This window comes from Pseudonocardia kunmingensis (genome assembly GCF_006716445.1).
Lineage (GTDB): Bacteria > Actinomycetota > Actinomycetes > Mycobacteriales > Pseudonocardiaceae > Pseudonocardia > Pseudonocardia kunmingensis.
Genome location: NZ_VFPA01000001.1, coordinates 2,181,752 through 2,203,313, shown reverse-complemented (window position 1 = coordinate 2,203,313; position 21,562 = coordinate 2,181,752). Strand labels below are relative to the sequence as shown.

Below are 21,562 nucleotides of genomic sequence, written 5' to 3'. Positions count from 1 at the left end.
ACTGCCATCACCCGGGCAGGTCAGGGCGGGTGCGTCCGACGTCGCTAGGGTCGCTGCGGCAGCGGACGTCGCGGGCTCCAGGCCCGCATCGCACAAGCGGAGTGGGCAGGGAGAGAGCCGAGTGGACCTCTACGAGTACCAGGCGAAGGAGCTCTTCGCCGCGCACGGAGTCCCGGTGCTGCCGGGCCGGACCGTGGAGACGGCGGAGGAGGCACGTGCCGCGGCCGCCGAGATCGGCACCGCGGTCGTCGTCAAGGCGCAGGTCAAGACGGGCGGGCGCGGCAAGGCCGGCGGCGTCAAACTGGCGGAGACGCCCGACGAGGCGCAGGAGAAGGCCGGTGCCATCCTCGGGATGGACATCAAGGGCCACACCGTGCACCAGGTGCTGGTGACCGAGGCCAGCGACATCGCCGAGGAGTACTACTTCTCGTTCCTGCTGGACCGGTCGAACCGCACGTTCCTGGCCATGTGCTCGGCCGAGGGCGGCATGGAGATCGAGCAGCTCGCCGTCGAGCGCCCGGACGCGCTCGCGCGCGTGCCGATCGACGCGATCGCCGGTGTCGACCGCGCGAAGGCCGCCGAGATCGTCGCCCAGGGCAAGATCCCGGCCGCGGTCGCCGACCAGGCCGCCGACGTGATCGTCAAGCTGTGGGAGACCTTCGTGGCGGAGGACGCCACGCTCGTCGAGGTCAACCCGCTCGTGCGCGACCCGCAGGACAAGGTCGTCGCGCTGGACGGGAAGGTCACCCTCGACGGCAACGCCGCCTTCCGCCATCCCGGGCACGCGGACCTGGTGGACGAGCGCACCGAGGACCCGCTGGAGGCCAAGGCCAAGGCCAAGGACCTCAACTACGTCAAGCTCGACGGCGAGGTCGGGATCATCGGCAACGGCGCCGGCCTCGTGATGAGCACGCTGGACGTCGTCGCCTACGCCGGGGAGAAGCACGGTGGGGTGAAGCCGGCGAACTTCCTCGACATCGGCGGTGGCGCCTCGGCCGAGGTGATGGCCGCCGGCCTGGACGTCATCCTCGGCGACCCGGGTGTGAAGAGCGTGTTCGTCAACGTCTTCGGCGGCATCACCGCCTGCGACGCCGTGGCCACCGGCATCGTCGAGGCGCTGAAGATCCTCGGTGACGCGGCCACCAAGCCGCTGGTCGTGCGGCTGGACGGCAACAACGTCGTGGAGGGCCGCCGGATCCTCGACGAGGCCAACCACCCCCTGGTCACCCAGGTGGGAACGATGGACGACGCGGCCGACAAGGCCGCCGAGCTGGCAGCGGCGGGAGCCTGACCATGTCGATCTTCCTCAACGAGAACAGCAAGGTCATCGTCCAGGGCATCACCGGCGGCGAGGGCACCAAGCACAGCACGAAGATGCTGGCGGCCGGCACCAACATCGTCGGTGGCGTGAACGCCCGCAAGGCCGGCACGACCGTGACCATCGGGGGCCGCGACCTCACGGTGTTCGGCACCGTCGAGGAGGCGATGAAGGAGACCGGCGCGGACGTGTCGGTGGTGTTCGTGCCGCCGCGCTTCGCCAAGGACGCGGTGATCGAGGCCGTCGACGCCGAGATCCCGCTGGCCGTGGTGATCACCGAGGGCATCCCGGTGCACGACTCGGCGTTCTTCTGGGCGCACGCCTGCGCCAAGGGGAACAAGACCCGGATCATCGGCCCGAACTGCCCCGGGATCATCTCGCCCGGCAAGTCCAACGCGGGGATCATCCCGGCCGACATCGCCGGTGCGGGCCCGATCGGGTTGGTGTCGAAGTCCGGGACGCTGACCTACCAGATGATGTACGAGCTGCGCGAGCACGGTTTCTCCTCCGCGATCGGTATCGGTGGGGACCCGGTGATCGGGACCACCCACATCGACGCCCTCGCCGCGTTCGAGGCCGACCCGGACACCCGGGCGATCGTGATGATCGGTGAGATCGGTGGGGACGCCGAGGAGCGGGCCGCGGACTACATCAGGGCCAACGTCACCAAGCCGGTGGTGGGCTACGTGGCCGGGTTCACCGCTCCGGAGGGCAAGACCATGGGCCACGCCGGGGCGATCGTGTCCGGCTCCGCGGGCACCGCGCAGGCCAAGAAGGACGCCCTGGAGGCGGCCGGGGTGAAGGTCGGCAAGACCCCCAGCGAGACGGCCCAGCTGATGAAGGACATCCTGGCGAGCGCCTAGGCTCCCGCCGCCCGATTGCAGCAGAGCCACTTTCCTGCCACCACGCTGCAGGAAAGTGGCTTTGCTGCAACGGGGGCGCGCGCTAGCGTTGCGGCGTGCGCCTGTAGACACCTCCCGCCCGCGTCCGTGGCTCCGCCCGGCGGGTTCCGGTTCGTCCGTGAGGTGTCCCCGTGTCATCCCCCGCTGTCGTCTGCTCCGGCCTGTCGTTCTCCTGGCCCGACGGCACCCCCGTCCTGCGGGACCTCGACCTCGCGTTCGGGGCCTGCCGCACCGGCCTCGTCGGCGCCAACGGGTCGGGCAAGTCCACGCTGCTGCGGCTCGTCGCGGGCCGGCTCGCGCCCGGCGCCGGGACCGTCCACACCGCGGGCGACGTCGGGTACCTGCCCCAGGACGTGGCCCTCGACCCGCGGCGCACGGTCGCGGAGCTGCTCGGCATCGCGGAGCAGCGGGCGGCGCTGCACGCCGTCGAGGCCGGTGACGCCTCGGCGGTCCCGGCCGTCGGCGACGGCTGGGACGTCGAGGAGCGCGCGGCGGCCGAGCTCGCCCGCTTCGGCCTGCCCGTCGACCTCGAACGCGCGGTCGGCACGCTGTCCGGCGGCGAGGCCGTGCTCACCGGGCTGGCCGGGCTGCTCGTGCGTCGCCCGGCGGTCGCGCTGCTCGACGAGCCGACGAACAACCTCGACCGGCGGGCCCGTGAGCTGCTGTACGACGCCGTGGCCGGCTGGCCGGGCGTGCTCGTCGTCGTGAGCCACGACCGGGAGCTGCTGGAGCTCGTGGACGCGGTCGTCGAGCTGCGCGACGGCGGGGTGCGGCTGTTCGGGGGAACGTTGTCGCAGTACGAGGCGCAGCTGGCCGTGGAGCAGGAGGCGGCGCAGCGGCTCGTCCGGGTGGCCGAGACGGGGCTGCGGCGCGAGCGCCGGCAGCTCGCCGACGCGCGGGTCGCGCTCGACCGGCGTGCCCGCTACGCGGCCACCGACCACGCGAACAAGCGCCGTCCCAAGGTCATCATGAACCAGCGCAGGCAGGAGGCCCAGGTCTCCGCGGGCAAGTACCGGATCATGCACGAGCAGCGGCTCGCCGGCGCCCGCGCGGAGCTGCGTGCCGCCGAGGCGGCGGTCCGGGACGACGACCGCATCCGCATCGACCTGCCCGGGACGGCCCTCCCGGCCGGGCGCACGGCGGTCGAGGTGGACGGGCTCGTCGTCCGGGGACCCGAGCGGATCGGGCTGCTCGGCGGCAACGGCAGCGGCAAGACCACGCTGCTGCGCCGGCTCGCACCGGCGGTCCCGTTCGCGTACCTGCCGCAACGGCTCGACGTGCTCGACGACGCCGCCCCGGTGCTCGACGCGGTGCGGGCCGCCGCCCCGGACGCCGACCCGCAGCGGGTGCGCGCCGGGCTCGCCCGGTTCCTCGTCCACGACGACGCCGTCGACCGCCGGGTGGGCACCCTGTCGGGCGGGGAGCGGTTCCGCGTCGTGCTGGCCCGGTTGCTGCTCGCCGAGCCACCGCCGCAGCTGCTCCTGCTCGACGAGCCGACGAACAACCTCGACCTGGACAGCGTCGAGCGGCTCACGGAGGCGCTGCGGGCCTTCCGCGGGGCGGTCGTGGTCGCGAGCCACGATCTGCCGTTCCTGTGGAGGATCGGTTGCACGCGCTGGTGGAACGTGGAGAGTGGACTGCGAGAGGTGTCCGGACCCACCGGCGCGGGCTGATCGCCCACCCACGCCGTCACCCGCACGATGGACTAGCGTTCCGTGCGCCGCCTGCGCCGGACCGCGGGAGTCCGCACGAGGGGAGTTCGTTCCATGAGCCAGCAACCGGGAACCCATCAACCGGGAACACCGGCGGCCACGTCGGGTTCCGCACCGTCGGACACGTCGAGCTCGGGAACCCCGGACGCCTCGACGGGCCCGCAGCTCGCACCGGGCCCGGCGCGCCTGCTCGCGCTCGTCACGGCCGGCCTCGGCATCGTGATCTACCTGATCGGCTTCCTCGACCTGGGGCTCGCCACCACGTTCATCGGGGTGCTCCTCGTCGGTGGTGGCCTGCTCGCCGGATCGGCCCTGCTGCCGAAGGTCGGCCGCGTCCTCGTGCCCGCCGCGGTGATGGTGACCACCGGCACCCTGCTGTTCCTGCAGATGGTGACCAGCGGCTCCTCGCCGACGTCGGTGATCATCGCGCTCGTGCTCGCCTTCCTGCAGACCGTCGCCGTGATCGGCGCGGTGCTGCTGGACGCGGGCCTGGTGAAGGCGCCCGCGCCGCGGGCGAGCACGCCCCCCGGGTACGGCCAGCCGGGTGGCTACGGCCAGTACCCGCCGGGCTACGGCCAGCCCGGCCAGTACGGGCAGCCGGGCTACGGGCAGCAGGGGTACGGGCAGCAGCAGCCGGGCTACGGCGCCCCGGGGTACGGCCAGCCGGGGCAGCCCGGCCAGTACGGGCAGCCCGGCTACGGGCAGCAGGGGTACGGCGCGCCCGGTGGGTACGGCCAGCAGCCGTGGGGCCCGACGCCGGGGCAGGGCGATGCCGGCGGCCGGCCCGCGGGCACCCCCAGCTGGTACGGCGGCTCCGGGGACAGCGCTGCCGACACCCCGAGCGCTCCGGGCACTCCGCTCGCTTCCGGCGCCCCCGCGCAGACCGGCGAACCGACCGGAGCGGCCCCGCAGACGTCGGGGCGTCCGGAGCAGGGCGACTCGGAGCAGACGAGCGTCGACCAGACCCGGATCATCCAGGCAGGCGAGCAGCGTCCGCCGAACCAGCAGAACGGCGGCTACTAGGAGCCGCCCTCCTAGCGCTCCCCGCCGGGAGCCACCAGCCCGCTCCAGGCCCCGGCGGCGCGCCTGCGCCACCCGCACGGGGAGCGCTGCGACCCTGATCCGGTGACGCGCACCCTCGCCGACACCGACCGCGAACCGCCTGACGACGACCACGTGGCAGGCGGTGTCGAGGGCCTCGACCGCCTGCGGTTGCTGCTGGCCGGGGCGATGGGCACCGTCCTGCTCAGCTACGCCCTGCTCGTCCCCTCCGCCGCCCTGGTGATCGCCACCGCGGGCGGCGCGGTCTCGATCGACGGCGCGTTCGCCGCGGCGATCCCGCTCTGGCTCGCGGCCCACCAGATCCCGCTGGTGCTGGAGGGGCAGCCGCTCAGCCTGCTGCCGTTGCTGCCGACGGCCGGGGTGATCGCGGTGATCGCGTTCGGCGCGGCCTGGTCGGTCCGGCGCCTCGGCGGACGCCCGCGGCACGATGCCGGCGCCGTGGTCGCGGCGCTCGCGGGCGCGCACGCCGCCGTCGCCGTCCTGGGCAGCGCGCTGCTCCCGCGGGCGGCCGAGGTCGCGGTGGCCCCGTGGTCGGCGATGGTCGGTGGCGGGCTCGTGGCGGCCGCTGCGGCCGCGCTCGGCGTCGTACGGGCCTGCGGGCTGCCGCCCGATGCCGCCGCCCGCCTCCCCGGGTGGCTGCGGCCCGCCCTGCGCGGCGCCGCGATCGCGCTCGCCGGCCTGGCGTTCACGGGCGCGATCGTCGTGCTCACCGGCCTGGTCCTGCAGGCCGAGGCGGTGGCGGACGCCTACGCGCGACTCGCTCCCGGCTTCGGGGCCGGTGTCGGGGTCACGTTGCTGGCGGGCGCCTACCTGCCCAACGCCGTCGTCGTGGGCGTCGGCTGGGCGCTGGGGCCCGGTGTCGCCGTGGGATCGGCCACCGCGTCGCCGTTCGTGACGCACACCGCGGAGCCGTCGAGCTTCCCGCTGCTGGCCGCCCTGCCGAGCGGGGTGCCGCCGGTGTGGGCCTTGGCGGTGTTCCTGCTGCCGCTGGGCGTCGGGGTGCTGACCGGGCTCGCGGTGCGCCGCGCAGCGACCGCGCAGGACGGCTTCGCGGCTGCCCTCGCCACCGTGGGCCTCACCGCGGTGGCCGTCGGAGCCCTGTCGGTCATGGCCGGTGGGCGGCTCGCGACCGGGCCGTTCGACCCGGTGCGGCTGCCCGTCGAGCTGCTGGTGCCGGCCGCGATGCTGTGGGTGGGCGTGCCGGTCATGCTGATCTCCGTGTTGCGTCCGGCCGGTGCCGGCGCTGCTCCCGACGAGCGGGAGGTCGACGACGGCGAGGTGGGCGACGGCGAGGTCGACGGCCACGGAGTCGACGGGGACGGAGTCGACGGGGACGAGGGCGGCGCGGACGAGGCTCGAACGCCGGACGCCGCCGAGCCGGACGGCGCCGAGGCGGACGTCGCGGACCGGGGCTCGCGCGTGGAGCCGGACGTCGAGGAGGGCGGCCCGGGTGCCGACCCGGAGGAGACCGGACCCGAACCGGACGGGAGCTCCGAGGACGTGCAGCACCCCCGTGGCGGCGCGGGACCGGACGAGGGCGTGGAGCAGGGCGCGACCGGTCGGCCGGGATCCGGTGCAGCCGGGCGGCGGTCCGGTGACGGCGACGCGAGGCGGGAGCGGCCCCGCGGCCGCCCGCGCGAGGACGAGGACGAGGCCCGGGGCGGTGCGCGACGCCCGCGCGGCGCCGGGAGCGAAGCGGGATCGGGCGAGCCGCGGCGCGCGGGAACCGCTGCGGTGCGGCGCGAGGACACCGACGACACCGACGACACCGCCGCACCGAGCGCGCGGCGGCGCGCGGGGTCCCGGGTCGAACGTCGTGACCCGCGCCGGAGCGAGCGTGGGCAGGGCGGTCGGGAGGCCGGTCGGGGACCGGCCGCGTTGCGTCGGACCCCGGCGTCCGGTCGGGCCGGGGGCGAGCGGCAGGGACCGGTGGGTGCTGCCTCGTCCCGTTCCGGCCGAGGGTCGTTCCTGCCGTGGCGGCGGCGCGGGAGCGAGCAGCTCGCGGCACCGCCCGTGCCGGAGCAGGACGGGCCGCAGACCGTCGGCGAGCTCGTCGCCCAGCGCGCGCAGGAGGCCGCCGAGCGGGAGGCGCGGCCGCGGCGCGACGGCGGAGGCTGACGGGGCGCCTGGCCGCCAAGCAGGTCCGGGGCCGGTGTGACCTGCACCGCCGCCTACCCTGGACACCGTCAGAGGTGATCCCCCGACCGCTCGAGGAGCTCCTGCGTGCCCGCGTCGCCGAGCCGTTCGTACCGGGTCGAGATCCCCGCGCCGGCCCGGGTCGTCGTGCTCGTGTCCGGGTCGGGCACCCTCCTGCAGGCGTTGCTCGACGCCGCGGCGGAGCCCGGGTACCCGGCGCAGGTCGTGGCCGTCGGGGCCGACCGGGCCGACATCGAGGGCCTCGCGCGCGCCCGGCGGGCGGGCGTGCCGGCGTTCGCCGTGCGCGTCGCCGACCACGCCGACCGCGCGTCGTGGGACGCCGCGATCGCGAAGGCGGTGGCCGAGCACCGTCCCGACCTCGTCGTGAGCGCCGGCTTCATGAAGATCCTCGGGCCCGGCTTCCTCGCAGGCGTCGGCTGCCCGATGATCAACACGCACCCGGCGCTGCTTCCGTCGTTCCCCGGGGTGCGGGGGCCCGCCGACGCGCTCGCGTACGGCGTGAAGGTCACGGGTGCCACCGTCCACCTCGTCGACGACGGGGTCGACACCGGCCCGGTGATCGCGCAGAGCGCGGTGCCCGTCGAGCCCGGTGACACCGTCGACACGCTGCACGAACGCATCAAGATCGAAGAGCGGCGGCTGCTCGTGGGCACCGTCGCCGCGCTGGCCCGGGACGGGGCCACCGTGACCGGACGAGAGGTGACCATCCCGTGAGCGAGCGCGCGAGTGAACCATCAGTGCTGAGCGAACGCCGCGCCGTGCGTCGTGCCCTGATCAGCGTGTACGACAAGACCGGCCTCACGGAGCTGGCTGCGGGCCTGCACGGGCTCGGCGTCGAGATCGTGTCCACCGGCTCGACGGCGCAGCGGATCGCCGACGCCGGCGTTCCGGTCACGCCCGTCGAGCAGCTCACGGGGTTCCCGGAGTGCCTGGACGGGCGCGTGAAGACGCTGCACCCGCGCGTGCACGCGGGCCTGCTCGCCGACACCCGCAACCCGGCGCACGTCGCGCAGCTCGCGGAGCTGGAGATCGCCCCGTTCGACCTGCTGGTGTCGAACCTCTACCCGTTCACCGAGACCGTGGCCTCCGGCGCGACGCCGGACGAGTGCGTCGAGCAGATCGACATCGGCGGGCCTGCGATGGTCCGGGCGTCGGCGAAGAACCACGACAGCGTGGCCGTCGTCGTCGAGCCCGCGCGCTACGAGTGGGTGCTCGAGCAGGTCAAGAACGGCGGCTTCGCGCTCGAGGACCGCCGCAGGCTCGCGGCCGCCGCGTTCCGGCACACCGCCACCTACGACGTCGCGGTGGCGTCGTGGATGGGGAACGTGCTCGCTCCCGAGGAGGAGGCGGGCGCGTTCCCGTCCTGGGTCGGCGCCACATGGGAGCGTTCCGCCACCCTGCGCTACGGCGAGAACCCGCACCAGGCGGCGGCCCTGTACGTGTCGGGCCGGCCCGGCCTCGCGGCCGCCGAGCAGCTGCACGGCAAGGAGATGTCCTACAACAACTACGTCGACGCCGACGCCGCCTGGCGCGCCGCGCACGACCACGACGGTGTCTGCGTCGCGGTGATCAAGCACGCCAACCCCTGCGGCATCGCGGTCGGCGCGGACGTGGCCGAGGCGCACCGCCTGGCGCACGCCACCGACCCGGTGAGCGCGTTCGGCGGCGTGATCGCCACGAACACCGAGGTCAGCGTGGCGATGGCCGAGCAGGTGGCGGAGATCTTCACCGAGGTCGTCGTCGCCCCGTCCTACGCCGAGGGCGCGCTCGAGGTCCTCACGCGGAAGAAGAACGTCCGCGTGCTGCGGCTGCCCGGCGCCGTGGAGCGCACCGGCGCCGAGCTGCGTCCGATCTCGGGCGGCCTGCTGCTGCAGCAGCGCGACGCCGTGGACGCCCCGGGCGACGACCCGTCGACCTGGACCCTCGCGACGGGTGAGCCCGCGCCCGCCGACGTGCTCGCCGACCTCGCGTTCGCGTGGCGGGCGTGCCGGTCGGTGAAGTCGAACGCGATCCTGCTCGCGTCCGGTGGCGCGGCCGTCGGGATCGGGATGGGCCAGGTCAACCGGGTCGACTCGTGCCGGCTCGCGGTGCAGCGCGCCGACGAGCGCGCCCGCGGCTCGGTGGCGGCGTCCGACGCCTACTTCCCGTTCGCCGACGGGCTCGAGGTGCTGCTCGAGGCGGGCGTGCGGGCCGTCGTGCAGCCCGGCGGGTCGGTGCGCGACCAGCAGTCGATCGACGCGGCCGCCGCGGCGGGCGTGACGATGTACTTCACGGGCACCAGGCACTTCGCCCACTGAACCCGGCCCCGGCGCCCGTCAAGAGCCGCTTCCACGCAACGAACGGCACTTTCGTCGGCTAGGTAGCGACGAGAGTGCCGTTCGTCCGGCTCGATGGCCCTGCTAATGCGGACGGCCAATAACCGGTCGCCTCCGCCCGGTAGCGTGATACGCATGTTCGCCTCGATACGGCTGCGGCGCGACGCTCGGACGCCGCGCAGCTGATCCCGCCCTCGGGCCCGTTCCGCTCTGCGCGCGTCCGATCCGGACCCCCCCGTCTGTGATCGATGCAAAGCGCAGGTCCCCGCATGCCCTCGTCCTCCCGTCCCGCCGTCGGCGGACGGCACGAACTCGGACAGAACTTCCTCGTCGACCGCCGCGCCGCCGCGCGCATCGTCGCGCTGGTGCCGCCCGGTCCCGTCCTCGAGCTCGGCGCCGGTGACGGCGCCCTGACCCGGCAGCTCGCCGCGCGGTCGGGCGACGTCACGGCCGTCGAGCTCGACCCCGGCCGCGTCGCCGGGCTCCGCCGAGCGCTCGGCAGGCGCGTCCGCGTCGTGCAGGCCGACATGCTGCGGATGCGGCTCGACGGTGCCCCCACCGTCGTGTCCAACGTGCCGTTCGGCATCACGACCCCGGTGCTGCGCCACCTGCTCGCCCAGGGCAGCTGGACGACGGCCGTGCTGCTCGTGCAGTGGGAGGTGGCCCGCAAACGCGCGGCCGTCGGCGGCACGACACTGCTCACCGCGAGCTGGTGGCCCTGGTACGAGTTCTCCCTCGGCGGCCGGGTCCCCGCGTCGTCGTTCCGGCCGCGGCCCGCGGTCGACGGCGGCATCCTGGTGATCCGCAGGCGCCCCGAGCCGCTGGTGCCGCCCGCGGAACGCGTTGCCTACCAGCGGCTGGTCCGGGAGGCGTTCCGCGGCGACCGGCTGCTGCCGGCCGTCCGGCGGGCGCTGCCGGCACCGCGGCGCTGGCTGGCCGCCCACGGGCTCGATGCCGCCGCGCGCCCCCGGGACCTGGGGCCGCAGGTGTGGGCCGCGCTGCACGCCGCCGTGAACGGCGCTGCGCAGCCATAGGGGCGAACGTCGGCTCCGACACACTCCGTCAGGTGGTCACGGGGGCCGGCCCCGCTTGAGTCCGTGACCGGATCCCGCTAGTATCGAACAGACGTTCGATCGCCGTCTTCCCCGCGGCCGACCAACGCGGGAGGCGTGCGTGGGTGGAGCTGCTGTCGAGGCCGGGAGCCGGAGCGATCCGGCGAGCCGGTTGGAGCTCGCGCGCGGGCTGCTGCGCCGCGTCGAGAACCGGTCCGGGGGCGCGCGGCCGGTGGCCGCTCCCGAGCCGGACGGCCGGGTGCTGCCGGTGGTCGCACCGCTGGCCGGGTTGCTGCCCGGTGGCGGGCTGCGCCGCGGGGCCACGGTCGCGCTCCCGCACGCTCCGGCCGCCACGTCGCTGCTGTTCGCGCTCCTCGCGGAGGCGTCCGCCGCGGGGGCGTGGGCGGCCGTGGTCGGCAGGCCGGGGCTGGGGCTGCTGGCGGCCGCCGAGGCGGGGGTGCGGCTCGAGCGGCTGGCACTGGTCCCCGAGCCGGGGACCGACCTGATGGCCGTCACCGTCGCCCTGCTCGACGGGATGGACGTCGTGGCGGTGGCGGGAGCGGAGCGGGCGGGGGTGCGCGCCGCGGATCGGCAGCGGCTGGCGGCGCGGGCCCGCCAGCGCGGGACGGTGCTGGTGGCGCTCGGGGCGTGGCCGGGCGCCGACGTGGAGCTGAGCTGCGCCGACGCCCGGTGGCAGGGGCTGGGCGCCGGGGCCGGTCGGCTGGACGCGCGGCAGGTCCGGGTGCGGGTGCGCGGGCGCGGTGTCACCTCCGCGGGCCGCTCGGCCGGCGTGCTGCTGCCGGCACCCGGCGGGGTGGTGGCCGCTCCCCGGCAGGCCGGTGTGGAGCGGATCCGCGGGCGGCGCGAGGTCGAGCGGGTGGCGGGGTGAGCGAGCGACAGCGGCGAGGCCGTGCGGTGAGCGAGCTCCCGGTGTCCGGCGGCACACACCTCCCGGAGTCCGCACACGCCGACGACGTCGTGTGCGGCACCGCGCAGGTGTGTGCGGCGGAGAGCGGTGCCGCGCGGGTGCTCGCGCTGTGGTCGCCCGACTGGCCGGTCACCGCGGCGGCCATGGCGGCGCACGTCCCGGCCCACCGGCCTGCGGCGGTGGTGGTGGCCAACCGGGTGCTGGCCTGCTCGGCCGTGGCCCGCGCCCAGGGGGTGCGCCGGGGGCTGCGGCGGCGGGAGGCGCAGGCCCGGTGCCCCGATCTCGCCGTGCTCGACCGCGACCCCGACCGGGACGCCCGCGCGTTCGAGCCGGTCGTCCTCGCCGTGGAGGAGCTGGCGCCGGGTGTGGAGGTCGTCCGGCCCGGGCTGGTGGCGCTGGGGGCGCAGGGCCCGGTCGGCTGGTTCGGCGGGGAGCAGGAGGCCGCGGAGGCCCTGGTCGACCGGGTGGCCGCGCGCACCGGCGTCGAGTGCCAGGTGGGGGTGGCCGACGGGCTGTTCGCCGCCGTGCTCGCGGCCCGGCGCGCCCTGGCCGTCGCGCCCGGCGACACCCCGGCCTTCCTGGCGCCGCTCGGCGTCGAGGAGCTGGACCGCGAGCCCGACGTCGACCGCTCCGAGCTGGTCGGGCTGCTGCGCAGGCTGGGCCTGCGCAGCCTGGGGGCGTTCGCCGCGCTCGACGCCGAGGACGTCGCCTCCCGGTTCGGGGCCGACGCCGTGCACTGCCACCGGCTCGCCCGCGGGCTCGACCCGCGCCCGCCCGTGCGCCGCGCGCCGCCGGAGGAGCTCTCGGTCGAGGTGGAGCTCGACCCGCCGGTCGACCGCGTCGACGCCGCGGCCTTCGCCGCCCGTGGGCTGGCCGAGCGGCTGCACGCCGCGCTGGCCTCGCACGGTCTCTCGTGCACCCGGCTCGGCGTCGCCGCGCGCACGGTGGGCGGCGAGGAGCTGCACCGGATCTGGCGGTGCGCGGAGCCGCTCACCCCGGCCGGCACGGTCGACCGCGTCCGCTGGCAGCTGGACGCGTGGCTCACGCGCCGCCGGCGCGCCGGGGAGGACGGCGCCGCCGACGAGGCGGGCGACGGCGCGGTGGCCCGCCTCCGTCTCGTCCCGGAGGAGACCGTCACCGCCGGTGCCCTCCAACTGGGCCTGTGGGGCGATGTCGGGGAGGCCGACGAGCGCGCCGGGCGGGCGCTGGTGCGGGTGCAGGCGCTGCTCGGGCCGGAGTCGGTGGTCACCGCCGTGCTGGTGGGCGGGCGCGACCCGGCCGAGCAGGTCCGGCTCGTGCCGTGGGGCGACGACCGCGACCTCGGCCTCCCGGCGCCCCCTGGCACGGCCGCGGACGACGCCGGGTCACGGGGTGGGGTGCCCGCATCTCGCCGCCCGCAGGTCGGGGACGGGCCGCACGCGGTGCCCGCCGGTGGAGCGGGCCTCGGCAGCGACGCCGAGCCGGCGGGGGGCACCGGGGGCACGAGCGGGCGCGCCGACGTGCGGGGTGGTGCCGAGGTGGATCGCGGGAGGGGCGGTGACCGCGCGCTCGGGGGAGCGGTCGGCGGCTCGCCGGCGGTGGCCGGGGGAAGCGCCGCAACCGGTGGGAGCGCGGGGGCGTGGGAGCGCTCCGGTGCCGCGGGGCAGCTCGTCGCCCCCGCCGGCTGGCCCGAGGACGTCGTGCGCCACACCGGCCGGATCTCCGCCGCCGACCTGCCCGAGGCGGTGCGCATGCGCTCCACCAACCGGCGCCGTCGGGTCTCCCCACCGCGCCGGCCCGCCGGGCACCCCGCGGTCCGCGAGCCACCGCCGTCCTGGCCGGGTCGGCTGCCGGCGCCCTCGCCCGCCACGGTGCCACCGCACCCCCTCCCGGCCGAGCTGACCGCCGCCGACGGCAGCAGCCCGGTCCGGCTCGCGGCGCCCGACCTGCTCACCGCGCCCCCGCGGCACGTCGTGGTCGACGGGGGCGCACCGCTGGAGGTGCTGGGCTGGGCCGGGCCGTGGCCGGTGCAGCAGCGGTGGTGGACGCCGGGCCGCGCCGCCGCGAGCCGGTTGCAGGTCTCCCTCGACGACGGTGGAGCCTTGCTGCTCCTCTGCCGGGAGGGGAGGTGGTGGGTCATCGGCGAGTACGACTAGCCGGCCCGCGACCCCGTGGATGCCCGGTCCGTCTCAGGCGACCGGTGGGGGAGGCTCCGCCGCACCCGTCATGATCGCCACCGCTTCGGTCATCGTGTGCGACTCCGGCGTGATCACCGTGGCTCGGCGCCCGAGCCGCTGGATGTGGATCCGGTCGGCCAGCTCGAACACGTGCGGCATGTTGTGGCTGATGAGGATCACCGGCAGGCCGCGGTCGCGGACGTCCCGGATGAGCTGCAGCACCCGGTTGCCCTCCTTGACGCCCAGCGCCGCCGTCGGCTCGTCGAGGATCACGACCTTGCTGCCGAACGCCGCCGACCGTGCGACCGCCACCCCCTGCCGCTGCCCGCCGGACAGGCTCTCCACGGCCTGCCCGATGTTCTGCAGCGTGGTGATGCCCAGCTCGACCATGTGCCGCTTCGCCTCGGCCCGCATGTGCTTGCGGTCGAGCATCCGGAACACCGACCCGAGGATGCCCGGCTTGCGCTCCTCGCGGCCGAGGAACAGGTTGTCGGCGATGTCGAGCCCCGGCGCGACGGCGAGGGTCTGGTAGACGGTCTCGATGCCGGCGCGCCGGGCGTCCATCGGGCTGTGGAAGTGCACCGGCTCGCCGTCCAGCCGGATCTCGCCGGCATCCGGGATGAGCGCCCCGCACAGCGCCTTGATCAGGCTGGTCTTGCCCGCGCCGTTGTCGCCGATGATCGCGAGGATCTCGCCGGGGTAGAGCTCGAGGTCGCCACTCGCGATCGCCGTGACCGGCCCGTAGCGCTTGACGAGCCCGCGCGCCTCGAGCACGGGCTTCCGGACCGTGGTCGTCATGCGCGGACCTTCCTGATCCACTGGTCGATGGACACGGCCACGAGGACCAGCAGGCCGATCGCGAAGCCCTGCCACACGACGTCGACGCCGCCCAGCTGCAGCCCGTTCTGGAACACGCCGACGATGAGCGCGCCGACCAGCGTGCCGATCACCAGGCCGCGCCCGCCGAACAGGCTGGTGCCGCCGAGCACGACGGCCGTGATGGAGTTGAGGTTGTACTCGATGCCGACGTTCGGGCTCGCGGACGCGAGCCTGCCGATCAGGACCCACGCGCCGATCGCGTAGACGAGCCCGGCCACGGCGTAGACCGAGAACAGCACCCTGCCGGTGCTGATGCCGGCGAGGCGGGCGGCCTCGATGTCGTCGCCCGTGGCGTAGACGTGCCGGCCCCACGCCGTGTACCCGAGCGCGTAGTAGAAGAACGCGAAGAGCAGCAGCATGATGATCGACCCGTAGGTGATCCGGAAGTCACCGATCGGGAACGTGGTGCCGGTCCAGGTCAGGAGCGAGGGCATGTCCGTGCCACGGACGGTCTCGCTCCGGGACACCACCGAGTTGAGCGAGAAGAAGATCGAGAGCGTGCCCAGGGTGACGATGAACGGCGGGAGCGCGATCCGCGTCACCAGGAAGCCGTTGAACGCCCCCATCGCGGTGCCGCACACGATCCCGAGCACCAGGGCGGGAACGCCGGGCATGCCCAGGTCGGTGGCCAGGTTGGCCATGATGATCGAGGAGAACACGGCGATCGCGCCGACGGAGAGGTCGATGCCGGCGGTGAGGATCACCAGTGTCTGGCCGAGGGCGAGCACCGCGATCACCGTGACCTGCTGCATCACGAGCCCGAGGTTGGCCGCGGTCAGGAAGCGGTCGCTCACCAGCGAGAACGCGATGATCGCGAGCAGGAGAACGGCGAGCGGGCCGAGGATGGGGCGGGCGTGCAGGACGTGCTGCAGCCGCTGCACCGGCGTGTCGGCCCGCCGCTCGTCGAACCCGTGGGGCTGCGGCCCGGTCGCCGCGGCGACCGGGCCCCCGGTGTCGTCGGTCATCGGCACTTGATCAGCCCCAGCAGTTCTCGAGCCCGAATGCCGTGTCCTGGGACTCGACGCCCGGCTGCGGCTCGTCGGTGATGAGCGTGACGCCGGTGTCGACGAAGTCCTTGCCCGTGGTGGCCTCCGGCTTGGTGCCGTCGTTGGCGAACGCGGCCATGGCCTCGACGCCCTGTGCCGCCATCTTCAGCGGGTACTGCTGCGAGGTGGCCCCGATGATCCCGGCCTTGACGTTCTCGACGCCGGGGCAGCCGCCGTCGACGGAGACGATCTCGATGTCGTTCTCCCGGCCGGCGGCCTTGATCGCCTCGTACGCACCGGCCGCGGCAGGCTCGTTGATCGTGTAGACGAGGTTGATCGACGGGTCGCGCTGCAGGAGGTTCTCCATCGCCGTGCGGCCGCCCTCCTCGGCGCCGTCGGTGACGTCGTGGCCCACGATGCGCGGGTCGGACTCGTCGCCGATCTGCGTGGGGTCGCCCACCTCGATCCCGAAGCCCTGCAGGAAGCCCTGGTCGCGCTGGACGTCGACGGTCGGCCGGTTCGGCGAGAGGTCGAGCATCGCGATCTTGGCCTGCTTGCCCTCGGCCTCGAACTTCGCCTTGGCCCACTGCCCGATGAGCAGCCCGGCCTGGAAGTTGTCCGTGGCGAAGGTGGCGTCCGCGGCGTCCGGCGGCTCGGTCTGGGTGTCGAGCGCGATGACGAGCAGGCCCTGCTGCCGCGCGCGGTCGAGCGTGGGCACGATCGCCGCGGAGTCGTTGGGCGTGATCATGAACCCGGCCGCCCCCGCGGAGATCAGGGTCTCGATGGCCTGCACCTGCGACTCGTTGTCGCCGTCCTGCCGGCCCGCGAAGCTCTGCAGCTCGACGCCCTGCGCGTCGGCCGCCTGCTGGGCGCCCTCGCGCATCTTGACGAAGAACGGGTTGGTGTCGGTCTTGGTGATGAGGCCGACGACCGGCCGGTCGCCGCCGTCTCCTCCGCCGCCCGGTTCGGACCCGCCACCGCACGCGGCGAGTGCGAGGACCGCCACGGCCCCGATGGCGACTGCGGTGGCCCGCCTGCGGGCCGTCCCTGCCTGGTTCATCGCACGACCTCTCGTCAGCACTGACGTGGAGACAACGTTGTCGGAACCTTGGCGTTCATTGGCCGCGGTACACAAGCCCTCACCGCGCAACTGGTCGTTACGAAGAGGTAACGGTGACAACGATGTCACAGCGTGCGGGTCATGCTGGCGGGCGTGCAGAGCGACCCGGCGCGGCGCCGCCGCCCGACCATGCGTGACGTCGCCCAGCTCGCCGACGTCAGCTTCAAGACCGTGTCGCGCGTGGTCAACGACGAGCCGGGTGTCTCGGCGGCGCTCACCGTCCGGGTGCGGCGGGCGATCGACGAGCTGGGTTTCCACCCGCATCCCGGCGCCCGGCTCCTGCGCACCGACGGCCGGACGTCGGCGATCGCCCTGCTGCTCGAGGACGTCGCCAACCCGTACTCGGCCGCGGTGCAGCGGGCCGTCGAGAACGAGGCGCGGGAGCGCGGCGTCGTCGTGTTCTCCGCCAGCATCGACGAGGACCCGGCGCGCGAGCGCGCGCTGGCCCGCGAGTTCGGCGGCCGGCGGGTCGACGGGCTGGTGCTCGCTCCGGCGGGCGATGACCAGTCCTACCTCGCGGACGAGCTCCCGGCCGGCACCCCGGTCGTCTGCGTCGACCGGGAGGCGCGCGACCTCGCCGTCGACTCGGTGATCACGACGAACGCGCTCGGCGCCGCGGAGGGCGTGCGGCACCTCGCCGCCGCGGGGCACCGGCGCATCGCGTTCCTCGGCGACCGGCGCTCGATCCGCACTGCGGAGCAGCGCTTCGCGGGCTACCGCGAGGCCCTCGCGTCACTCGGCCTGCCCCTCGACGCGGGCCTCGTGGTGCACGACCTGCGCGAGTCGGCCGATGCCGACGGCGCCGTCACCGCGCTGCTGGCAGGGCCCGACCCGCCCACCGCCCTGTTCACCGCGCAGAACCTGATCACGATCGGGGCGGTGCGCGCCCTGCGCAGGTTGGGCGCGGAGTGGGCCGTCGCGCTCGTCGGGTTCGACGACGTCCTGCTCGGCGACCTGCTCTCGCCGGGCATCACCGTGGTGGCGCAGGACCCGGTCGCGATCGGGCGGACCGCGGCGACCCTGCTGTTCTCCCGGATCGGCGGGGACACCAGCCCGCCGGGCGTCCGCCTGGTCCCGACGACGCTGATCCGGCGCGGCTCGGGCGAGCTCCCACCCCGCTGATCCCGATCGGGCCGGCGCGGCGGACGCCGTTCCCGTACGTCCGGCTCCGACGCCCGCGCCCCGAGCCGACCGTGCGCGGTGGGCCACCTGCCGGGGCGGTGCCGGCTCAGCCGCTGGTCAGCTCCTCCGTCGACAGCGCGAAGCGGGCCAGCGCGGCGGCGACGGCGTCGGTGTTGCGGTCCAGCGCGGTGCGGTCCACCGTGTCGAGGCGGTCGCACGCCTGGTGGTAGCACGGGTCGTAGGGCTGCCCGGCGGTGCCGCCCCACTGCTGCGCCTGCTCGGGGGTCTTGACCTCCTCGGCGCCGGTGAACAGCCCGCCTGCCGGGATGCCGTGCTCGATGAACGGACCGTAGTCGGAGCGACCCGTGAAGTCGGTGCCCGCGGAGGTGACCCCCGCCGCCGCCAGGCCCTCCACGAGCGCGCGCTCCACGACGGCCGACCCGGCGGGGCCGGGGCCTGCGCCCACGCGGTCGGAGTCGTCGCCGTCGTAGACCAGGTACCCGGCGTTCGGGGAGGCGACCATGTCCAGGTTGAGGTAGAGCGCGATCCGCGCGCGCTCCGGCTCGGGCAACCCGTTGACGTAGGCGGTGGAGCCCACCAGGCCGACCTCCTCGGCGCCCCAGAAGGCGAACCGCACCGCGTTGGCCACCGGCGGCGAACCGCCGAGGCGCACCGCGGTCTCCAGCAGCGCCGCGACCCCGGAGCCGTTGTCGTTGACGCCCGGCCCTTCGGGCACGGAGTCCAGGTGCCCGCCGGCCACGACCACCTCGTCCGGGTTCCCGGTGCGGGTCTGGGCCAGGACGTTGCGGCTCTGGGTCTCCGTCACCGCCGTCACCAGCGTCAGCGTGACGCTCGCGCCGGCGCGGGCGGCCAGCGCGTCACCCGCGGACCGGCTCACGCCGCCGCTGGGCACCACACCGGTGGCTCCCTCGCCGAGGGTGCCGTCGACCAGCGGCACGTCCTCCGCATTGATCACGATCAGGCCCACCGCTCCCGCTCGTGCGGCGTGTGCGGCCTTGTCGGCGAACGTGCAGGTGCCGCGGCGCACCAGGGCCACCGACCCGGGCGTGACGCCCGCCGCGTCCTCCGGCGCGCACCCCTCGCCCGCGATCAGCGCGAGCGGGCCCGTGACCCCGCCCTCCGGGGTGGTGGGGGAGAACCCGAGGGCCGAGACCGGCACGGCCTCGCCCTCGACCGCGAGCTGCTCCTGCCGCACCTCGAACTGCCGGGCGCTGAACGTGGGCGTCTGCACGTCGTATCCGGCGTCGCGCAGCGTCGTGGCCACGTACTCGACGCTCGCGTCGTAGCCGGGCGTGCCGAGCGCCCGGTTGCCGCCGTTGGCCTCTGCGATGCGTTGCAGCTCGGACAGGTGCGCGAACGCTCCGTCGCCTGTGACGTCGGTGACGATCCGGGACGGCAGCGCCGGATCGGGCGCCGGGGGCGCGGGTGGTGCGGCGGCGGGTGCTCCGCACGCCATCGTCGTCGTGATCGCAACCAGTACCAGCGCGCGCACCGTCCGCATCCGAGCAGTGTGCCTGGTCCGGACGGGCGGCGGGGGAGACCGGGCCGAGACGGCCATGATCATTCCCTGGTCCAGGGCTGCGCGCTCCTGCGTCGCTGTCCGGCGCTGGTTGAGCTTCAGGGGATCACATGGTGCGCGGGGTTGTCCGGGAGTGGCATCGTGACGATGGACGGGGAGTCATCGACTCGCCGGAGACACCAGGTGGATGCTGGGTCCTGTACTCGCACATAGACATGCGTTCAGCTGCAGAGCTTCATGTCGGCCAGCAGGTCGAGCTCACGTTCGAGCAGGTCACCTCGCAGGACGGCTATCGGTGGCGTGCGATCAACGTGCTGCCCGAGGGCACTGACCTGTCGAGTGGCCGTCATGAGGTCGCCGATGCGCCAGGCGCCTTCCGTAGTTCCTTGAGGATCGAGTTCGACGAGCCGGATTCGGATGACCCCGGCCCGGGGCGGTAGGCGTCGGAAGCAGTGTGGTTCTGTTCGAGCTCGACCGTCGCCGCACACTGCGAGGACCTCCGACGCAGTACGACACTGGCGTTGCCGTCGACGTGAAGGTCTAGCGTCGCTGACGTGCGGATCGGTGAGCTGGGGCGACGCGCCGGGGTGAGCACCCGGGCGCTGCGCCACTACGAGGAGCTCGGCCTGCTCGACGCGCGGCGGCGGGCCAACGGCTACCGCGACTACGACGAGGGCGACCTGCAGGTGGTCGCCGAGATCCGGTCGCTGGTCGAGCTGGGGTTCGCGCTCGAGGAGACGCGCCCGTTCGTCGAGTGCCTGCGGGCCGGGCATCCCACGGGGGTGAGCTGCCCGGACTCGCGCGCCGTCCAGCGCCGCAAGCTCGCCGAGGTCGACGAGTGGATGGCGCGGCTGTCGGCCGTGCGCCGCGAGCTCGTGGCCCAGCTCGGTGATCCGCCCGTCCCGCGGTGCGCGGTGACACCCGACGAAACCTGGGAGAACCGATGATCCTCTCCGTCTCGGACGCCACGTTCGAGGAGCTGGTGCTGCGCGCCGAGCTGCCGGTGCTGCTCGACTTCACCGCCGACTGGTGCCCGCCGTGCAAGATGATCAAGCCGGTGTTGCGGGAGCTGGCCGAGGAGCTGGCGGGGCGGCTCGTCGTCGCCGAGCTCGACGTCGACGCGAACCCGGCCACGGCGCGCGACGCCGGGGTGCTCGGGATGCCGACGCTCGGCCTCTACGTCGGCGGGCGGGTGGTCACGCAGGTCGTGGGCGCGCGGCCGAAGGCGTCGCTCCTGCGGGCGCTCGACGAGCACCTCTCGCTGTCTGCGGCCTGACGGCGCACCACGGCGGCGAGCCGCAACCGTGCGGCGGGGGAGCCGAGCGAACTGCGTCGCGGTCGCGTGCGGTGCGCACTACCGTCCGCCGCATGGACGTGCCGGAGGTCGTGCGGGCCAAGGCGCTGCAGGCAGGAGCCGGCGCCTGGCTCGCCGAGCTCCCGGACCTGGTCTCCGGGCTGGAGCGGGACTGGGGGATCACCGTCGGCCGGGCGTTCGGCGACCCGACCGAGGCCTACGTCGCCGAGGCCGCGCTCGTCGACGGCACTCCCGTGGTCCTGAAGCTCCTGGTGCCGCGGCCGGGCCTGGCGGCCGACGAGATCACGGTGCTCCGGCTCGCGGACGGTGCCGGGTGCGTGCGGCTGCTCGCGTCCGACGTCGAGCGCAGCGCGCTGCTGCTCGACCGGCTCGGCCCGTCGCTGTACGCGCTGGGCCTGCCGCTCGGGCGTCGCCTGGAGGTCATGTGCGACCTGGCGGTCCGGTTGTGGCGTCCGGCGCCGGATGCGGACCTGCGCACGGGCGCGGAGAAGGGGCGGTGGCTCGCCGAGCACATCGAGGCGATGTGGGCGCAGCTCGACGCACCCTGCTCCCGCGCGGCCGTCGACCACGCGCTGGCCTGCGCGGACCGGCGGGTCGCCGCCCACGTGCCGGAGCGGGCCGTGCTGGTGCACGGCGACGTCCACCAGTGGAACACCCTGCAGACCCGCGACGGCGGTTTCGCCCTCGTCGATCCGGACGGTCTGCTGGCCGAACCCGAGTACGACCTCGGGATCCTCATGCGCGAGGACCCGGTGGAGCTGATGGCGGGCGACCCGCGCGAGCGCGCCCGGTGGCTCGCCACGCGCACCGGCTGCGACCCGGTGGCGGTCTGGGAGTGGGGCGTGATCGAACGCGTCTCGACGGGGCTGCTGGCGACGGCGATCGGCCTGCAACCGGTAGGGGGGCAGATGCTGGCGGCATCGGACGCGATCGCTCACTCGCTCCCCTGACGAACGGCACTCCCGTCGGTTCCTAGCCGACGAAAGTGCCGTTCGTCA

The 21,562-nt window shown here is 74.9% G+C and carries 19 protein-coding genes; 15 read left to right on the top strand and 4 right to left on the bottom strand.

The window, feature by feature from the left end:
• The first annotated feature begins 121 nt into the window (after window positions 1-121).
• The 10 genes from sucC to FB558_RS45665 all read left to right on the top strand — a co-directional run bounded on the left by sucC (window position 122) and on the right by FB558_RS45665 (window position 13,581).
• Entirely contained in the window at window positions 122-1,291 is a 1,170-nt protein-coding gene (gene sucC, locus FB558_RS10460) for an ADP-forming succinate--CoA ligase subunit beta (protein ID WP_142050986.1), read from the top strand.
• Between the two features lie 2 nt (window positions 1,292-1,293).
• On the top strand, window positions 1,294-2,181 hold the full coding sequence (gene sucD / locus FB558_RS10455; protein ID WP_142050983.1) for a succinate--CoA ligase subunit alpha: 888 nt from the start codon (window positions 1,294-1,296) through the stop codon (window positions 2,179-2,181).
• A 170-nt stretch (window positions 2,182-2,351) separates the two neighbouring features.
• Window positions 2,352-3,893 (top strand): ABC-F family ATP-binding cassette domain-containing protein, encoded by a 1,542-nt coding sequence (locus FB558_RS10450; RefSeq protein WP_142050979.1) that lies wholly within the window; start codon window positions 2,352-2,354, stop codon window positions 3,891-3,893.
• 93 nt (window positions 3,894-3,986) lie between these two features.
• Window positions 3,987-4,955 carry a DUF5336 domain-containing protein gene (locus FB558_RS43200; RefSeq protein WP_170231267.1) on the top strand — a complete coding sequence of 323 codons (969 nt, stop codon included), beginning with the start codon at window positions 3,987-3,989 and terminating at the stop codon, window positions 4,953-4,955.
• 102 nt (window positions 4,956-5,057) lie between these two features.
• Window positions 5,058-7,112 (top strand): cell division protein PerM, encoded by a 2,055-nt coding sequence (locus tag FB558_RS10440; RefSeq protein ID WP_142050976.1) that lies wholly within the window; start codon window positions 5,058-5,060, stop codon window positions 7,110-7,112.
• Window positions 7,113-7,217: 105 nt separating this feature from the next.
• A complete protein-coding gene (purN, locus tag FB558_RS10435) occupies window positions 7,218-7,865 on the top strand; it encodes a phosphoribosylglycinamide formyltransferase (RefSeq protein ID WP_142050973.1) in 648 nt (215 codons plus the stop codon).
• 26 nt (window positions 7,866-7,891) lie between these two features.
• Complete coding sequence (purH, locus tag FB558_RS10430; RefSeq protein WP_142053979.1) at window positions 7,892-9,448, top strand: bifunctional phosphoribosylaminoimidazolecarboxamide formyltransferase/IMP cyclohydrolase; 1,557 nt, start codon at window positions 7,892-7,894, stop codon at window positions 9,446-9,448.
• 287 nt (window positions 9,449-9,735) lie between these two features.
• Window positions 9,736-10,500, top strand: coding sequence for a 23S ribosomal RNA methyltransferase Erm (gene erm, locus FB558_RS10425; protein WP_142050970.1), 765 nt, complete (start codon window positions 9,736-9,738; stop codon window positions 10,498-10,500).
• 139 nt (window positions 10,501-10,639) lie between these two features.
• Window positions 10,640-11,407 carry a hypothetical protein gene (locus FB558_RS10420; RefSeq protein ID WP_246106357.1) on the top strand — a complete coding sequence of 256 codons (768 nt, stop codon included), beginning with the start codon at window positions 10,640-10,642 and terminating at the stop codon, window positions 11,405-11,407.
• A gap of 26 nt (window positions 11,408-11,433) precedes the next feature.
• Complete coding sequence (locus FB558_RS45665) at window positions 11,434-13,581, top strand: Y-family DNA polymerase (protein WP_425467985.1); 2,148 nt, start codon at window positions 11,434-11,436, stop codon at window positions 13,579-13,581.
• A gap of 33 nt (window positions 13,582-13,614) precedes the next feature.
• Here FB558_RS45665 and FB558_RS10410 read toward each other — a convergent pair whose 3' ends face one another.
• The 3 genes from FB558_RS10410 to FB558_RS10400 are packed head-to-tail and all read right to left on the bottom strand — an operon-like array spanning window position 13,615 to window position 16,527.
• Window positions 13,615-14,400 carry an ATP-binding cassette domain-containing protein gene (locus tag FB558_RS10410; RefSeq protein WP_142050967.1) on the bottom strand — a complete coding sequence of 262 codons (786 nt, stop codon included), beginning with the start codon at window positions 14,398-14,400 and terminating at the stop codon, window positions 13,615-13,617.
• Window positions 14,397-15,446: an ABC transporter permease gene (locus FB558_RS10405; protein ID WP_142050964.1), complete on the bottom strand. Its 1,050-nt coding sequence runs from the start codon at window positions 15,444-15,446 to the stop codon at window positions 14,397-14,399. Before FB558_RS10405 ends, FB558_RS10410 begins: the two co-directional genes overlap by 4 nt.
• A 10-nt stretch (window positions 15,447-15,456) precedes the next feature.
• Window positions 15,457-16,527, bottom strand: a complete 1,071-nt coding sequence (locus FB558_RS10400) for a sugar ABC transporter substrate-binding protein (RefSeq protein ID WP_142050961.1) — start codon at window positions 16,525-16,527, stop codon at window positions 15,457-15,459.
• A 141-nt stretch (window positions 16,528-16,668) separates the two neighbouring features.
• Between FB558_RS10400 and FB558_RS10395 the strand changes: the two genes are divergently transcribed.
• Window positions 16,669-17,709 (top strand): LacI family DNA-binding transcriptional regulator, encoded by a 1,041-nt coding sequence (locus tag FB558_RS10395; protein ID WP_142053975.1) that lies wholly within the window; start codon window positions 16,669-16,671, stop codon window positions 17,707-17,709.
• Window positions 17,710-17,815: 106 nt separating this feature from the next.
• Here the strand turns inward: FB558_RS10395 and FB558_RS10390 are convergent, their stop codons facing one another.
• Window positions 17,816-19,231 carry a M28 family metallopeptidase gene (locus tag FB558_RS10390; RefSeq protein WP_211366272.1) on the bottom strand — a complete coding sequence of 472 codons (1,416 nt, stop codon included), beginning with the start codon at window positions 19,229-19,231 and terminating at the stop codon, window positions 17,816-17,818.
• A 233-nt stretch (window positions 19,232-19,464) separates the two neighbouring features.
• On the opposite strand from FB558_RS10390, the gene FB558_RS43885 reads away from it, so the two are divergent.
• From FB558_RS43885 to FB558_RS10370, 4 genes are all read left to right on the top strand, one after another.
• Window positions 19,465-19,689: a hypothetical protein gene (locus FB558_RS43885; RefSeq protein WP_211366270.1), complete on the top strand. Its 225-nt coding sequence runs from the start codon at window positions 19,465-19,467 to the stop codon at window positions 19,687-19,689.
• Window positions 19,690-19,803: 114 nt separating this feature from the next.
• The gene (locus FB558_RS10380) at window positions 19,804-20,196 is read left to right on the top strand and encodes a MerR family transcriptional regulator (RefSeq protein ID WP_142050958.1); all 393 of its coding nucleotides are present in this window, start codon (window positions 19,804-19,806) and stop codon (window positions 20,194-20,196) included.
• Window positions 20,193-20,525 (top strand): thioredoxin family protein, encoded by a 333-nt coding sequence (locus FB558_RS10375; RefSeq protein ID WP_142050955.1) that lies wholly within the window; start codon window positions 20,193-20,195, stop codon window positions 20,523-20,525. Before FB558_RS10380 ends, FB558_RS10375 begins: the two co-directional genes overlap by 4 nt.
• 92 nt (window positions 20,526-20,617) lie before the next feature.
• Window positions 20,618-21,514, top strand: a complete 897-nt coding sequence (locus FB558_RS10370) for an aminoglycoside phosphotransferase family protein (protein WP_142050951.1) — start codon at window positions 20,618-20,620, stop codon at window positions 21,512-21,514.
• Window positions 21,515-21,562: the final 48 nt, after the last annotated feature.

Excerpts from the sequence above, each read along its gene's own strand:
- FB558_RS10395 (WP_142053975.1), top strand. The coding sequence starts at position 16,669 with ATGCTGGCGGGCGTGCAGAGCGACCCGGCGCGGCGCCGCCGCCCGACC.
- sucD (WP_142050983.1), top strand. The coding sequence starts at position 1,294 with ATGTCGATCTTCCTCAACGAGAACAGCAAGGTCATCGTCCAGGGCATC.
- FB558_RS10370 (WP_142050951.1), top strand. The coding sequence starts at position 20,618 with ATGGACGTGCCGGAGGTCGTGCGGGCCAAGGCGCTGCAGGCAGGAGCC.
- FB558_RS10405 (WP_142050964.1), bottom strand. The coding sequence starts at position 15,446 with ATGACCGACGACACCGGGGGCCCGGTCGCCGCGGCGACCGGGCCGCAG.
- FB558_RS43200 (WP_170231267.1), top strand. The coding sequence starts at position 3,987 with ATGAGCCAGCAACCGGGAACCCATCAACCGGGAACACCGGCGGCCACG.
- FB558_RS10410 (WP_142050967.1), bottom strand. The coding sequence starts at position 14,400 with ATGACGACCACGGTCCGGAAGCCCGTGCTCGAGGCGCGCGGGCTCGTC.
- FB558_RS10400 (WP_142050961.1), bottom strand. The coding sequence starts at position 16,527 with ATGAACCAGGCAGGGACGGCCCGCAGGCGGGCCACCGCAGTCGCCATC.
- erm (WP_142050970.1), top strand. The coding sequence starts at position 9,736 with ATGCCCTCGTCCTCCCGTCCCGCCGTCGGCGGACGGCACGAACTCGGA.
- FB558_RS43885 (WP_211366270.1), top strand. The coding sequence starts at position 19,465 with ATGCGTTCAGCTGCAGAGCTTCATGTCGGCCAGCAGGTCGAGCTCACG.
- FB558_RS10375 (WP_142050955.1), top strand. The coding sequence starts at position 20,193 with ATGATCCTCTCCGTCTCGGACGCCACGTTCGAGGAGCTGGTGCTGCGC.
- FB558_RS10390 (WP_211366272.1), bottom strand. The coding sequence starts at position 19,231 with ATGCGGACGGTGCGCGCGCTGGTACTGGTTGCGATCACGACGACGATG.